The organism is Arsukibacterium sp. MJ3 (genome assembly GCF_000987765.1).
Taxonomy (GTDB): Bacteria; Pseudomonadota; Gammaproteobacteria; order Enterobacterales; family Alteromonadaceae; genus Alishewanella.
In genome coordinates, this window is sequence record NZ_LAHP01000023.1 from 1 (window position 1) to 14,705 (window position 14,705).

Annotated in this window: 14 protein-coding genes; 5 read left to right on the forward strand and 9 right to left on the reverse strand. The window is 46.2% G+C overall.

Annotated elements, in window-relative coordinates; genetic code table 11:
• The first annotated feature begins 471 nt into the window (after positions 1-471).
• Entirely contained in the window at positions 472-918 is a 447-nt protein-coding gene (locus tag VT06_RS14415; RefSeq protein ID WP_052750290.1) for a hypothetical protein, read from the forward strand.
• A gap of 60 nt (positions 919-978) precedes the next feature.
• Here VT06_RS14415 and VT06_RS14420 read toward each other — a convergent pair whose 3' ends face one another.
• Positions 979-1,722, reverse strand: a complete 744-nt coding sequence (locus tag VT06_RS14420; RefSeq protein WP_046555031.1) for an enoyl-CoA hydratase-related protein — start codon at positions 1,720-1,722, stop codon at positions 979-981.
• A 52-nt stretch (positions 1,723-1,774) separates the two neighbouring features.
• Positions 1,775-3,523, reverse strand: coding sequence for a gamma-glutamyltransferase (gene ggt / locus VT06_RS14425; RefSeq protein ID WP_082122548.1), 1,749 nt, complete (start codon positions 3,521-3,523; stop codon positions 1,775-1,777).
• Between the two features lie 166 nt (positions 3,524-3,689).
• On the opposite strand from ggt, the gene rrtA reads away from it, so the two are divergent.
• Positions 3,690-4,289: a rhombosortase gene (rrtA, locus tag VT06_RS14430; protein ID WP_046555032.1), complete on the forward strand. Its 600-nt coding sequence runs from the start codon at positions 3,690-3,692 to the stop codon at positions 4,287-4,289.
• 19 nt (positions 4,290-4,308) lie between these two features.
• On the opposite strand, the gene VT06_RS14435 is transcribed toward rrtA, so the two are convergent.
• The gene (locus VT06_RS14435) at positions 4,309-4,980 is read right to left on the reverse strand and encodes a gamma-glutamyl-gamma-aminobutyrate hydrolase family protein (RefSeq protein ID WP_046555033.1); all 672 of its coding nucleotides are present in this window, start codon (positions 4,978-4,980) and stop codon (positions 4,309-4,311) included.
• Positions 4,965-5,957, reverse strand: coding sequence for an amidoligase family protein (locus tag VT06_RS14440; RefSeq protein ID WP_046555034.1), 993 nt, complete (start codon positions 5,955-5,957; stop codon positions 4,965-4,967). Before VT06_RS14440 ends, VT06_RS14435 begins: the two co-directional genes overlap by 16 nt.
• A 131-nt stretch (positions 5,958-6,088) precedes the next feature.
• On the opposite strand from VT06_RS14440, the gene VT06_RS14445 reads away from it, so the two are divergent.
• A complete protein-coding gene (locus VT06_RS14445) occupies positions 6,089-7,312 on the forward strand; it encodes an MFS transporter (RefSeq protein ID WP_052750291.1) in 1,224 nt (407 codons plus the stop codon).
• Here the strand turns inward: VT06_RS14445 and VT06_RS14450 are convergent, their stop codons facing one another.
• From VT06_RS14450 to VT06_RS14470, 5 genes are read right to left on the reverse strand one after another with little or no spacing between them, the layout of a single operon-like run.
• Positions 7,313-8,011 (reverse strand): hypothetical protein, encoded by a 699-nt coding sequence (locus VT06_RS14450; protein ID WP_046555035.1) that lies wholly within the window; start codon positions 8,009-8,011, stop codon positions 7,313-7,315.
• On the reverse strand, positions 7,995-9,359 hold the full coding sequence (locus tag VT06_RS14455) for an O-antigen ligase family protein (RefSeq protein WP_052750292.1): 1,365 nt from the start codon (positions 9,357-9,359) through the stop codon (positions 7,995-7,997). The genes VT06_RS14450 and VT06_RS14455 overlap by 17 nt, the downstream gene beginning before the upstream one ends.
• Entirely contained in the window at positions 9,359-10,261 is a 903-nt protein-coding gene (locus tag VT06_RS14460) for a glycosyltransferase (protein WP_046555036.1), read from the reverse strand. The genes VT06_RS14455 and VT06_RS14460 overlap by 1 nt, the downstream gene beginning before the upstream one ends.
• Positions 10,262-10,275: 14 nt before the next feature.
• Entirely contained in the window at positions 10,276-11,040 is a 765-nt protein-coding gene (locus tag VT06_RS14465) for a WecB/TagA/CpsF family glycosyltransferase (protein WP_046555037.1), read from the reverse strand.
• A gap of 2 nt (positions 11,041-11,042) precedes the next feature.
• Positions 11,043-12,104 (reverse strand): glycosyltransferase family 4 protein, encoded by a 1,062-nt coding sequence (locus VT06_RS14470; RefSeq protein ID WP_235357440.1) that lies wholly within the window; start codon positions 12,102-12,104, stop codon positions 11,043-11,045.
• Between the two features lie 171 nt (positions 12,105-12,275).
• On the opposite strand from VT06_RS14470, the gene wecA reads away from it, so the two are divergent.
• A complete protein-coding gene (gene wecA / locus VT06_RS14475) occupies positions 12,276-13,340 on the forward strand; it encodes a UDP-N-acetylglucosamine--undecaprenyl-phosphate N-acetylglucosaminephosphotransferase (protein WP_046555038.1) in 1,065 nt (354 codons plus the stop codon).
• A gap of 37 nt (positions 13,341-13,377) precedes the next feature.
• Complete coding sequence (locus VT06_RS14480; protein WP_046555039.1) at positions 13,378-14,694, forward strand: flippase; 1,317 nt, start codon at positions 13,378-13,380, stop codon at positions 14,692-14,694.
• Positions 14,695-14,705: the final 11 nt, after the last annotated feature.

Consider the following 14,705-nt stretch of genomic DNA (forward strand, 5'->3'; position numbering starts at 1 on the left):
GGCGATAGATCTGATCACCAAACGCCATGAATGTTCAATTATTTCTTTATTATACTATTGTTTTTTATATACATTTTGTGGGGATTTGTCAGGGTCAGAATAAAATTAAACCTGCTTACGCCAACCTACGGACGCTCTCGCTTAGCCCCATGCTGACGTAGCGCTGTTAAAATGTCAACTTCATGTTTAAACTGGTTATTTCCCAAGACTTTGCGGTCAAGTTTTCTAATTGCGGCATAAAGCTAGGCGGCTAAACCAGAAAACCCCGGTAAAAATAGTGTGATTATATTGGCAGGTGTTACTAAGCGTTATTAATCCAGCCCGTTGTTTGCTAACACCTTTAGCGAACAAGAATTACAGCCCTAAGCCACCTCTTTGCCGCAGTAAAGCCGCTTTTGCGGCCTTTGTACTTTACAGCTGCTTAAAAAACTTTCACACTGCGGCTATGCATAGTTATTGAGTAAGCGGCTAATGAAACAATTACTGCCATTCTTCCTAAGCTTTTTACTGTTGGCGGGCTGCAGTGAAAAACCGACAAGTAATGCCCATTGGGGCACACCCGAGCATATTGCTACCGAGTTTTTCCATGCGCTTTATAATGAAAAAGACTTAGATAAAGCCAAAAGCTACAGTACAGCAGAGTTTGCCAGCCTGTTAGAGGCTTATGTTACGCCGCGCCAGGTTGCCAGAACCTTGCTGAACATGTCGTATGATGAGGTTACCATTGAAGTTAATCGCAGTGGCCAAAACCTGCGCCAACAATATGATGACGATGCCGATGTTACCTTGATATTTAGCGGACAATTCAACGGTAAAAAAGTGGATAATATGCGCACCGTTCAAATGATCAAAAAAAGCGGCAAATGGCTGGTTCATTCCGTAAAAATCGACCGCTTTAGTAATACTGCCAGCTATTAATTCACAACAATGCTACTTACTATACTACTTACTTACTTAATGCCACTTACTTAATACTACTTACTTTTTCGTTAAAAACCCGCGCAGTTGTTGCTGACACGTTTCGCCTTGCAGCAGTGCGCCAAATACTTCTAGCTCAACCGTAATCACTTTTTCGGCTTGGCGTTTAATTTTACCACGTAACAGGGCTTTGCTTTGCTGTACTGCCGCCGCAGGCAATTTTGCCAGTTGCAATGCTTTATCAGCAACAAAAGCCAACAAGTCTTCACTGGCAACCTGCTGATTAACCAAGCCCATAGCTTCAGCTTGTGCCGTATTAAACGCTTCGCCCAACAATAAATACTGCGCCGCCCGTTGATAGCCGACTAATTGTGGTAACAATAAGCTGGAAGCTGCTTCCGGACACAACCCTAACTGACTAAAAGGCATTTGAAAACGACAGCCAGGTGCCGCATAGACTAAATCACAATGTAGTAAGGCGGTGGTGCCTATGCCAATTGCCAGCCCGGCTACCGCAGCAATAATAGGTTTACTAAAAGCATTAAGCTGATATAAAAATACCACGGTTGGATGGTTGGCGTTTAAATCACCTGCTGATAGAAAATCCTGTAAATCATTGCCACTGGAAAAGCAGCTGGCAGACCCCTGTAATACCACAACCTTTATGGCAGCATCGCGCTCGGCTTGCTGCAATGCGCCAGTTAACTGGCGATACATAGCCAGGCTTATTGCATTTTTTTTATCCGCTCGTTGCAGGGTAAGCGTTAACACACCCTCAGGGCTTTGTTTTATTTCAACCGTCATCGTTAGTTCTCGTTGTTACTATTTCATTTAACCAAAAACGTTATTGTTATTGTTAATGACCCGCTGCCGTGCCCTCACGACGCGGATCCGCGACACCTTCCAGCGTGTTCGCTTTAACTTCAATAGCATGAATACCTGAGTTTAAATCTTGTATCCGCACCTGGTATCCCATTGCTTCCAGCACAGGCTTTAATGCAGTAAGCGGGGTGCCCGCTTCCAGCGCCAGATAATCGTTGCGGTGGGTAAAGCGCGGCAAATTTACTGCCTGCTCTAAATTTAACTGCCAGTCGAGAACGGCTACCAGGTTCTGCAGCACATAATTAATAATGCGGCTGCCACCGGGCGACCCGGTTAATAACTTCAGGTTATTATTGTTATCAAACACCATCATTGGCGCCATTGAACTTCGTGGCCTTTTACTGCCCTCTACCCGGTTGGCAACCAGTTTACCCTCAACGCTGGCACTCAAACTAAAATCGGTGAGTTGGTTATTAAGCAAATAACCGTTCACCATTAAACCTGAACCAAAAACGTTTTCGATGCTGGTGGTCATACTAACCGCATTACCGTACTGATCAACTACTGATAAATGGCTGGTATTTTCAAACTCTATGGCAGCAACGTCAGCAAGGGGCATGGCCCCTTCCGGTTGCCCTGCGCTTACAACTGCCAGATTACGCTGCGGCAAAATTAACGCGGCTCTGGCCGCTAAATAATTGCTGTCTAACATACCAGCTACCGGTACCGGGCTAAAATCTGTATCCGCCAGATAGCGCTCTCTATCGACAAACGCTAACCGCGCTGCCTGACTAAGTAAGTGCACGGCTTCAACCGAATTTGGCGCCAACTTGTTAAGTTCAAACGCTGATAAAATACCCAACATTTGCAGCACCGCTATACCACCAGAGCTGGGTGGCGCCATGCCGCACACCTGATATTGCCGATATGCCTGACACAATACCTCGCGTTCAATCGCTTGATAATTGGCTAAATCGTCCAGGCTTAGCTGTCCGGGGTTAGTTGCTGCCTGGCGCACTGTATTAACCAGTGCCTCGGCATTTGCGCCCTGATAAAACGCACTAACGCCTTCTTTGGCAATAGCCCTTAGCAATGCGGCATACTCAGGGTTAGTGATCTGCTGCTCAGCCGCCAGCGCCTGGCCTTCAGGATAAAAATAGTCTTTGGCTGGCGCTAACGTTTTTACTCCCTCATTCCAGCCCATTGTTAAATGATGTGCCATCCTCGGAGAAACGTTAAACCCTTGCTCGGCGGCGGTTATCGCATCGTCAAACAAGGCTTGCCATGGTAAACGACCATATTGTTGATGCGCCAACGCCAGAGCTTTTAACACGCCAGGCACGCCCACTGATTTACCGCCAACATAGGCCACACGCCAATCAAGCGTTTTACCATTTTCAGTGAATAATTGGTCAGTCGCCGTTGCTGGTGCCGTTTCTCTGCCATCAAAACTGGTTAAACGCTGGCCGGCTTTGTGCCAATGTAAAATAAAGGCACCACCGCCAATCCCTGAACTTTGCGGCTCAACCAAACCCAACATTAATTGAGTAGCAATGGCCGCATCAATTGCGCTACCCCCCTTGGCCAGCACACGTTGCCCAGCCGCTACCGCCAGCGGGTGTGCCGCCGCTACCATGGCATGTTTACTGCTAATTAATTGCTGTTGCGTTAATCCGGTGGCAGCTTCAGGCTCACGAATTTCCTGCTGCACGGGTGCGGCAACAATAAAATAACTGGCCAGCAGCAGATTTAAACCAGATAACAACAGATAGGGCGGCTTCATAAATTACTCTCGAATTAAGCAGTGTTACACCCTAACCAGAAGCGCAGAACAGATCAAGCGGCATCAGCCTGTTATCACTGGCGCTTAGCGAAATATAACTTGATATTCATCACAATTTAGTTTGGGATAGGTTCACTGGTATTTTCTTAGTTTATGGCAGAGTTGTATGCTGGCGTTATTTATCAAAAAACAGGGTTATGCTGCATACTGCATGCTGCTTTTGTTGGCGGTATTATTGTTTGTTTTACCCAGTTCTTGGCAGCAGTTATTAGCCTATCAACGCGAAAGCCTGGCGAGCGGTGAGCTATGGCGATTAATCACTGGTCATCTGCTGCATTCTAACCTTTATCATTTACTGCTAAATGGGGGCGGATTACTGATAATAATGCTGCTACATGCCAGTTATCAGCGCCAGCTTGCGCTACTGTGGCAACTGCTTTTTACCGCTATTGTTATCAGTAGCCTAATGTATTGGCGCCAGCCCGACATTCAGCAGTATGTTGGGCTGTCGGGGGTGTTACATGGCTTACTTTTTTTTGGCGCGCTGCTGGATATTAAAACCGCTAAAACCGGCGGTGTTTTACTTACTTTAGGTATTTTGGCTAAAGTGGCTTACGAGCAATATCAGGGGCCAGATGCCGAACTTGGCCAGCTTATTAATGCTACGGTGGCAATTGACGCCCATTGGTATGGGGTTATTGCCGGTGGCGTGATGTTTAGCTTGCTATACCTAAAAAACTTTTTTGTTAAAGAAACAGCTAGCTAGAAGATTTATAGATCAGCGTTTAATGCCGCCTAGCATGATTAACCACGGCTTTAAATAAATGACGCTGACAACGGATAAACAACAAAAACTCCGGATGCCATTGCACCCCCAACACAAAGGCAACGCTTGGATCTTCTACTGCCTGCACTATATTATCCAGATCACGCCCCACAACTTGTAAGCCTTTACCTAGTTTATCTATCGCCTGATTATGTAAACTGTTGATACGGGCTTTTTGGCACTGAAAAATGGCCTGCAAGGTAGAGTCTGCTTCGCTCAGGCACAACGTTTTTAATGGCAATACCGTCCAGCGCTTTGAGGTATGTTGCCGCAGCTTAGTAAGTTGCTGCAATAAACTGCCGCCACGGCTGACATTCAGTAGCTGCGCACCGCGGCAAATACCCAGTAACGGTAAATCGTTAGCTGCTGCCTGTTTTATTACTGCCAGCTCGAGCTCGTCGCGGGCAGAATCATATTTTGGCTGTACTTCAGCTTTAGCGGCATACAGTACCGGGTCAATATCATGGCCGCCCGTTATTACCACGCCGCTAAATTGCTGTGCATCAAGTTTACTAGAGGGCTTAAGTTGCAAAGGGATACCGCCATACCAACGCACAGCGAGTGCGACCAACAACCGTGGCCCGAAAGCGCCCCGCTCTGGCCCGGTTATGGCAATTACCGGCTTAGCCATTGCTGCTCTACCTCACTAATCCACGGTTTAACATTGTTACCCGCCTTGGTTAATTGCTGCCGATAAGCGGCCATGCAGCGCCGTAACCGCTCTGGTTCTGCTGCTAGCATTTCAACTTCAGCCCAGCCATTCCACGCTCGCGACAACCCCCATTCAGCCTGATGAATTTCACAGCTCGGCAAGCGGTAATGAAAAGTAGGCCGGGCTTTTATCAATTTATCGTCGGTTATCGCCCGTACCCGCTGTTTATCTAAATGTAAAAATAACGGCAAGCAATCTAGCGCCCGGTTGCGGCTAGCGTTGAACTGCAGATAGTCGTCAATTAACTCAGCAAGGTTTGGCTGATAGTCTTTATCCATAATCTGTAATTGGTATGCTGTTGGATAGGGCGCAATAAAAGACGTGAGGCTCCTGATAAAATCAATATTTTCCCGCTGTCGCAACCAGTCATGTAAGCAAACAAACGCCTGAATAACGTGCAGCAATGCGCTGGCGTCAGTGGCTGGTACTTCCGGGTTAAGTTGTAAACCAAACGCATACCGAAAAGACTCAGACGATCCTTTGGCACCAGCCTGATGCAGTAACGTGATCAGCTGTTCTACTTCGGTTAAACGTGCATAGGGTAGCGGCGGACTTACCAACTCTAGCGGCACGAGTGGTTTGGCGACAGCTGCCAGCAATGCCTCCAGCGAAGCTTGTAAAGTATCGGTTAGTGAGTCGGTATTAAACTTTTGTTCGCCCATCACAGTTAACAGCTGAAAATCCAGTTCAACCCGCCAGTCGCCGGCCGGATCACCCGTTAATTTATGGCGATAACGGCCACTGGGGGCGCCAGACAACGACAAATGTTCCGCCACCAACTGTTGTACTTCATTTAGCTCCAGACCGCTAAATTCAATTTCGATTCCAAAGCGCCGAGGGTGACCATTATAACTGGTTTGCCAGGGTAATCGCCTAAGCTGCTGTTGCTGCGTCACAAGCACCTCAAGAATAATGTTTTAAAATTAGCCTAAAGTAGCAGCCAGAAGATGTCAAATAGCCGCTGGGCTGCAGCCAGTGCCGCTATTTTAGGTTAAACTGCACGCATGTAATTTATAAAGAGGCTGTCTTGAAAACCATTTTTCGCTCTACCTGGCCGTTATTTCTAGGGGTGGCTATTGTTGGCATGACCACCGGACTGCAAAACACGCTGCTGTCACTGCGCGCAGAGTTAGAAGGGTTTGCCAGCGCCAGTATAGGGGTAATGTTAGCCGGCTATTTTATCGGGTTTTTACTGGGCTCACTGCGCGCACCCAAAATGATTATGCGGGTTGGTCATATTCGCGCTTTTGCAGCACTGGCCTCACTGGCGTCTATCAGTATTTTGTTGCACGCCATCTGGATTAATACCTATGCCTGGTTTTTTCTGCGCCTGCTGTCTGGTTTTTGTTTTTCCGCCATCTTTGTTATTGCAGAAAGCTGGATAAACGACAAAGCGGATAACCAGAATCGCGGTACTTTACTGTCAATTTATGTGTCAATGCTGTTTGGGGGCATTGGCTTGGGCCAGTTTTTGATTACGGTTGGCGATCCGCGAGACTTTATTCAATTTACACTGGTATCGGTATTAATCAGTGCTGCGGTTATTCCGTTATTGATCACCAAAACGCCTGCCCCTACTTTTCAGCAGGCTGAGAAAATGCCAGCACGCCAATTACTTAAAATTGCACCACTGGGTGTATTGGGCTGTTTTATTTTGCAGTTTGGTTACGCGTCAATGTTTGGCTTTGGCCCGGTGTATTTCTCAAGACTGGGGTTGTCGTTACTGCAAATAGCCAGCTTAATGGCCATTTTTATTTTTGGCTGTTTGTGTATGCAGTTTCAGTTAGGCAAATTATCTGACAAATTTGACCGCAAACTGATTATGACAGTCTGCGGTGTATCAGCCAGCATGGTCGCTATCTGGTTAGCTCAGTTAACAGCAGCCAGCGGCTGGCAGCTGTATTTAGCCTTTTATATTTTTGGTGCTTTATTTTTACCCCTTTATTCAATGGCAATTGCCCATACTAACGATCACCTGGCTAAGCGACAAATGGTAGCGGCCAGCAGTGTATTAATTCGGGCTAATGGTTTAGGTGCTATCGGCGGGTTGTTGTTGTCGGGTATTTTACTGGACCAATTTGGCAGTTTGGTATTCTTTTATTTTATTAGTCTGTTGCCGGCCATTGTGGCACTAATGGCTTTTTATCATTACTGTTTCCGGCGACAAACTAGCCAGCGCCCTCATTCTAATACGGTGTCACCCACTCAGGTTACCCAAACCATGATCAACAATTCACTGAATGACGATTAATTACCGCTGCCATACTGCCGCTGTGGCGCTAACCCGCCACACTAGGTAGCTGGCATATTCAGCAATCAGTTTGCTATATAAATCAAAATTACTAAGGTTAACGGTAAACATACAATTCCAGCTGCAGTTAAGCGGCCGGAACGTCTGACTGCTGACGGTACTTAACCCGGCATTTAATTGATGATAATGAAGCAGTTTACTCACACGCCAACCATGAAAATCACTGGTAATAAACTGTAATCGTTGCTGCTGGCTTACACGCTGGTTTAAACTGCTAAATTCCTGATAAGTGTTGCTACCTGCGTCAAAACAATCAATAACTAAAGGCTGGTGTTGCTGGCTTAACAAATAGTCTTGATACGGCTGACAATAACGGGTGGTGATAAGCACCGGCGCCATCTGACCGCCGAGGCTTTGCCCTAAGCGATCGAGCCTGGCGCGGGCACAAGCGGGTAACGCATTCGCTGAACCGCCACAACCCAGCACCACATAAGTAGTGTTACTTTGCGCCAGACTAGTGCCACTGATTTGCGCACTATAATAGCTACGTACCATATTGGCAAAAAACGTGTTACCCGCTAAATAGAAGCACAGTAGTAGCAACCACAGGCCTTTTTTCCGATAAAAAATACACGCCAGCAACAAGCCATACAAAAAAATATTTTGTGGGTATAAAAAAGGTTCAAGCAGATCTTTCATCGGTCCCTCGTGGTATTGCTGGTGTAGTAACTGGCATAGCAGTAATTAAAAGCGTATTAAACACTGCAGCATTTAACAAAGCCCAAGGCAACCACAGCATACCCGATGTTAATATGTGCCCGGCTAACATAGCCACGCCCAGTAGTAAAACATTAATAAACAACAGTGTTGCCGCCAGCGGGTGTTTGCTTAACTGGCGAAAACTGCTATAAAAAAACTGGCCAAAGGTCAGCCCAAATATGGCTGCACCCGCCACGCCATAAAACACCATTAGATCAAAAAGATCGATTTCAATAAAGTATTTTTTTAACAGAACGCTCACTCCTGCGACACCCACCCCAAATAATCGATGTAGCAGCGCATAATGTTGCTCTGTCTGTTGCCAAACTACGCTTAAATACAGGTCGCGGGATGACAAAACAATACCCAGCACGCCACGTTGCTGAAAGGCATAGGCTAATTTATCGTACAAGCCGGCAGCACGAAGTAGCGCTTCAGCTTGCCAAATTAATACCAATAACCCGCTTAGGGCCAGCAAAAGCGCAACCGCTATCTGCCGACGGTATTGCCGGTAAAATCCAGCTTTAGCGGATAAAAGTGGTATAGCGAACACCAGCATTAAACTACCCAGTAAGCCGGTTTTGGTCAGCAACAACAAGGCACTGGCAATGGTTAACAGGCTTATCAGCCCATAACGCGCTTTATGTAGCGGCCAACTGCGCCATAACAACCAACCACTGACCACCAGTAATACTGCGGCCAGTTCGTTAGTGGAATAAAAAAAGCCTTTAAGCCCTAAAAAAGGTTGCACTACATTGTCCATTGGCTGATACGCGGTATAGCCAAAGCCCGCCAGGCCTAGCAGCAAATTAACAACAATAACCCCAAAGCTTAGCAGCATCAGCCGGTCGATCATCACTACAAAGGCCGCGGGATAACGCAGGCAAAAATGACAAAAAAAACTAAAAGCCAATAGCGGTGCTAACGCCTTTATCAGCAAAGGCAGCTCGGTCGCCAGAAAACCAGCAGCCCCAACGTTTTGCAACGCCGCAAGGGTTAAATAGCTATAAAGCGGGCCACTTAGCGCCAGAAGCAGTAACCCCAGCAGTAGCACCAGCGCTTTGCTACGCCACAGAATTAACTGCCATAGCAGCACACTAAGCAATAGCGCTTTATACATTAGTGACCAAAGCAATGCCCCTGGCAGCTGTTGTAAGCCGCCACTAATACTATCGACCAGCAGGAACCAGGGCATTAAATAAAACAGTAGCCACGCTGGCCAGCTAGCGGAGTCAATGCGCGGCATCTGGTTGGATAATAATTGATTAGATAACAGAGCCAGCTGCATTATTTTTTGAACAACCCCGCCAGTCCTTTACTAAATAACTTGATGCGCCAGCTACTTAACCAGGCCATTTTTTGTTTCAAATAATAGCGACATTTTAATTTTTGCAAACCAAAGCGACTCAAGCGTAGTAATTCCAGTAAACCCAGTGGCTGCTTTTCCATCATTAATCGGTAAAACATCTGGTTTTGTAAATTACGCTCGCTCATTAGTTGACGGTGTTTTGCCACAAACTGTTTATGAGCGTCCAATCGTTTTGGTGAGTTAGTAATACGGCCCAGTTCATGGCCAACATTTACTTTATAGCTGGCATCACTTATCCGCAGGGCCGGACCAAAAGCAGCCACCACCCGCACCCACATATCATAATCTTGAAATGCCGCCAGGTTCTCATCAAACCCTTGTAACTGCAGCATACGTTCGCGTTTAACTAACGCCTGATTCGATAAGGTATGTAAGTCGAGCAGGCTACTTAATGTTACGACTTCATCTGTAGCAAATAAGGTTTTTTGCACACTGCCATAATCCCAGATATAGCCAGCACAAACACAACTGTATTGCGGATCATAGGCCCGATATAAACTGCTGAGACGATGCACTAAAAACTCGTCATCATCATCAATGCCAGTAACAAACTCCCCTTTTGCTGCAGCAATAGCACGGTTTCGGGCAGCACATGCCCCCTTACCTTCTAGCTGACGCAAAAAATGTACCTGCGGTACATTGCTATATTTGTCGGTCAAAATCGCCCAGGTATCGTCCGTAGACGCATCATCAACCACGAATAACTCAAAATTGGGATAGTCTTGCGCCAGCACTGAATCTATGGCCCGGGTTGCCATTTCTACCCGATTATAGGTTGGCATATAAACACTAATTAATGGCCAGTTTTGCTCTGCATTCATGCTTATCATCCTGTTTACACTTTACCCGTCCAATACCACCACAAATAGCGCAACAAGCCAAGCTGCCGCCCAATCCGGCTTGGCTGCGACAACAAGCGATATGCCCATTCCAGATTCAGTTTACACCACAGTAGCGGTGCCCGTTTCACATTGCCGGTATAAACATCGTAAGTGCCCCCTACCCCCATATAAAAACAGTTAGGGTGCGCCTGGCGGATCCTTTGGATCAACAACTCCTGACGGGGCGAACCCATTGCCACACTAACAATGCGGGCATCACTTTGTTTTATTTGGTGAATCAAGGCCGCTTCATCTTTAAAATAACCATCTACCGCACCAACCACAGTAGTTCCACTGGCAATAAGTTTATCGCGTGTTTGCGCCAGCACCTCAGGCTTTGCACCAATAATAAATACCGGTACCTGATAACTGGCCGCTCTTAGCATCAACGCTTGCCACAATTCACAGCCCGGGATCCGTTCAACATGACGGCCTAAACGACGGCGCATGGCTTTTACTACTCCAATACCATCGGCATAACGGATATCTGCCGCTTCAATAACGCGGCGTAATGCTGCGTTGTTACTGGCTGAGAGTACTTTTTCCGGATTAATGGCAATAGCAGAGCCGGCAAAAACCGGACCCGCATCCGGAATAATATACTGCAGCAGCGCTTGCATATTTTTAAAGGCTGCAACCTTAATTACCCCAACACTGATCTGCTCAGGCATAGTTGCTGTAAAATTTTCTGCAACAGTCTCTGAGATAATTTCTGACATGGTTATACTTCCTGATAAAGAACAATTAGCCGTTTGGCAACATCACTGACTAAGCACTGCTCTGCCCAGGCTCTGGCAGTATATTGCATCTGTTGATAATCGGCCGCTGGCAGCAACCACATTTTTTGCAAGGCATGTTGCAGCCCCGCTATTATTTGCTGCTCGTTTAGCGCCTCTCCAGCATCTTGCTGAGGGACCAAATAACCATTTTCACCCTCACGAAGCTGAGCAATAGAGCCATCGGTAACCGTTGCTACTACCGGAGTATAGCAAGCCATCGCTTCTGCCATTACCAACCCAAAAGACTCATTGCGTGACAAGCTTATAAAACAGCGGGCTTGCTGATATAAGTTGGCAAGTTCGCTGGAGGTTTGCGGCCCCACTACGCTTACATTTGAATATGGCGCTACAGCTTGCTGCAACCGCGCTAAGTAAGGGCCTGCACCTGCAATCACCACCTTTTTACTGGTTAATGTTGGCAATAAGCCAATTAACCTATCAATACCTTTATTGAAATCTAGGCTGCCTACATACAATACGTCTATGATTTTATTAGTAAAATCACGCCTCGGTTGCACCGCGAAACACTCGGCAATACCCGCCGACAACACAGTACTGTTTTTAATAGGCAAATTAAATCGGGCGGCCAGCGCGTCACTGGTAAAAACCCAGTGCTGAACCTTGCCAGCACACCAACGATAAAAAAAACCGGGTGGCTGATATTGGTAAATATCGCTACCGTGACAGGTAACAATAATGTTTGCCGCTGGATTGCGTAGCGCCCGATACAACAGCGCCAGCCAAATAGTGGGATAAAAAAAATGCACGTGTAAAACGGTATATTTATGGCGGCTAAAAATATAGCGCCAGATAAAGTCGAGAAAAAATACCGGATATTTTACTAATTGGTTCAGCTTTGAGTCAGTATGCCAACGCATAAAATGATAACCGGGTTTCAAGAGTGCCAATGCTTCCACTTGCTGACGGACAAATTGCCCCTGAAACGGTGCAGCCGGTTTCGGGCCCATATTGGTGATAATTAACACACTCGGTTTGCTACTCAAGGTTTTTCTATCCAAATGCCAGTAATACTGACTACAATAGGCGCAGTAGCCGCATAAAATACTTATTTTATAGCCAATTAGCGGGTGCTAACCAGTTAAGAATATACTAAAACTGATTATAAACCGATAGCAGCTGACGACAGGCTGAATAACGACAATTACGGGAAGACTATGCCACTACCTGAATTAACGTATACCGTGTTATTTGCGGTGGTAGCCAGCTTATTGGCAATACTGTTATTACGGCCAATGGCCGCTAAAATGGGCCTGCTGGACCTTCCACAGGGCCGCAAACAACATAACGGGGCCGTGCCGTTGATTGGTGGCCTTGCTATTTATATCACTTTATTACTGGTATTGGGCAGTAAAGTATCTTCCGATATTATGCTCGGCTATTATCTGGCTTGTGCGGCAGTAATTGTCATACTTGGTGCTTTTGATGATGCGCTGGATTTAAGTGTTAAGTTACGCTTGGCTATGCAGTTATTGGTGGGTATGGCCATGATTTACAGCCTGGACCTACACATCAGTAATTTAGGCAATATTTTTGGTTTTGGTCAGGTAGAGTTAGGTGTTTTTGGTATTCCTTTTACCTTAATTGCGGTTATTGCCGCCATTAATGCCTTTAACATGACCGATGGTATAGATGGCCTGGCGGGTTTACTCAGTATGGTAAGTTTTGGCAGCATTGCCGTGTTTATGTCGCTCTGGGGCCAACCAGGCGAAGCCATGTTACCCTTGGTATTTATTGCTGCGTTGCTACCTTACCTGGCGTTTAACCTTGGTTTAATTAACCATAAAAAAATCTTTATGGGTGATGCCGGTAGTATGTTAATTGGTTTATCGGTTATCTGGCTTTTATTAATCAGCACCCAAAGTGAAAGCGCTAGTTTTCGACCCGTTACTGCCTTGTGGTTAATTGCCATTCCATTAATGGATATGGTAGCAATAATGCTACGTCGGGTTTTAAAAGGCCAATCGCCGTTTCAGGCTGACCGGGAGCATTTGCACCATATCTCGTTGCGCCTGGGGCTAAGTTCACGCGAGTCATTAATGCTAATAAGCGCACTGGCTTGTGTGTTTGCCTGCGTGGGTATTATTGGTGAATATTTACTGGTGCCGGAAGTGGCCATGTTATTGCTGTTTTTTCTGGTATTTGCGCTGTATATCGGACTGATGCAAAACATCTGGCGCATTATTTCGGTTATTCGCCACAATATCGTTAACCGGCGTTAACCATCGTGTATTCTTTGCAACTCTTATTGAGCCCGTTATGCTAAAAAAACTGTTAGTCGCTCGCGCTACCGCTATGCTGGGAGATCGGCTGGTTAAACTGCTAGCAGGCGCTATATTAACAATATTTGTCGCAAGAGTGCTCGGTGCCAGTGAACTGGGTATCTATTCTATTGTGATGGCCTGGAGTTCGCTGCTAGTGCCACTTACCAGCATGGGCCTTAATAATAATGTTGTGCGCCGTATGGTGCAGCAGCAGAATGGCCAACAAGCCATGACGTTATTATACAGCGCAATAACTCTTCGCTTAGCATTGGGTTTGTTCGGTGGCAGCCTGATGTTGCTTGGCTTTTATTTTCTCTACCCTGAAATGTTTAGTGGTAATACGGCCATTGCCATTCCCATGTTGTTTTTATTACAAAGCTTCTTTGGCTTGCTGTTATTTGAATTTTACTTAAATTACCAGGGCACTTTTCGCAGCCCCGCCTACTTAAAAACGACTATTACGCTTTTTAGTTTTGGCGCTAAAATGGCGTTACTGTATAGCGGCTTTGGCATCGCCAGTTTACTACTAATGACCGGTATTGAATTTATGCTGGTTGGCCTGGCGCAATATCTGCTGTATCGCTATAAACACCAGCCCTTTATGGCTGGTGAAACCCGCTGGCCACCCTATCATCCGCGTTGGTTTAGTGCCGCACAGATAAAACCTCTGCTTAAACGTTCCAGCTGGTTATGGTTGTCGGGTATTGTCGCAGTAATTTACCTGAAAATTGATATTGTGATGCTCGGTAGCATGGCCGGCGCAGAACAAGCCGGTATTTATGCCGCTGCCAGCCGCTTGTCAGAACTGTGGTACGTATTCCCCGCCACCCTGGCTACCCGCTATTATCCTGATATGTTAAAAGCGTATCAGCAAGGATTACCCTATTATTACTTAAAATTACGCCGTTTTGCTCTGCTGTTTTTTGCTGCGGCATTTAGTATAGCGCTAATAATGACGTTGGCAGCGCCCTGGATTATTAACCTGCTGTTTGGCGAGGATTTCATTGCTGCGATAGAGGTGCTGCGCATTCATATCTGGGCTGGTTGCTTTATTTTTGTGCGTTATTTAATTAGCCAGCATCTGGTGATCACCGAACAAGAACCGTTATCATTACTAAGCCATGGTGTTGGTGCCTTACTTAATATCGGGCTGAACTTGTGGCTTATTCCTACCATGGGTATTGTTGGTGCGGCTTGGGCTACCTTAGTTTCTTATGCTTTTGCGTCGTTTTTCTTTTTATTTGTATTCGCCAGTACCCGTGCGCAGTTGTGGCAACTTGTTACCACCCGCCGCACTTCTCACCATAGCTAAAAGGTTTTTTT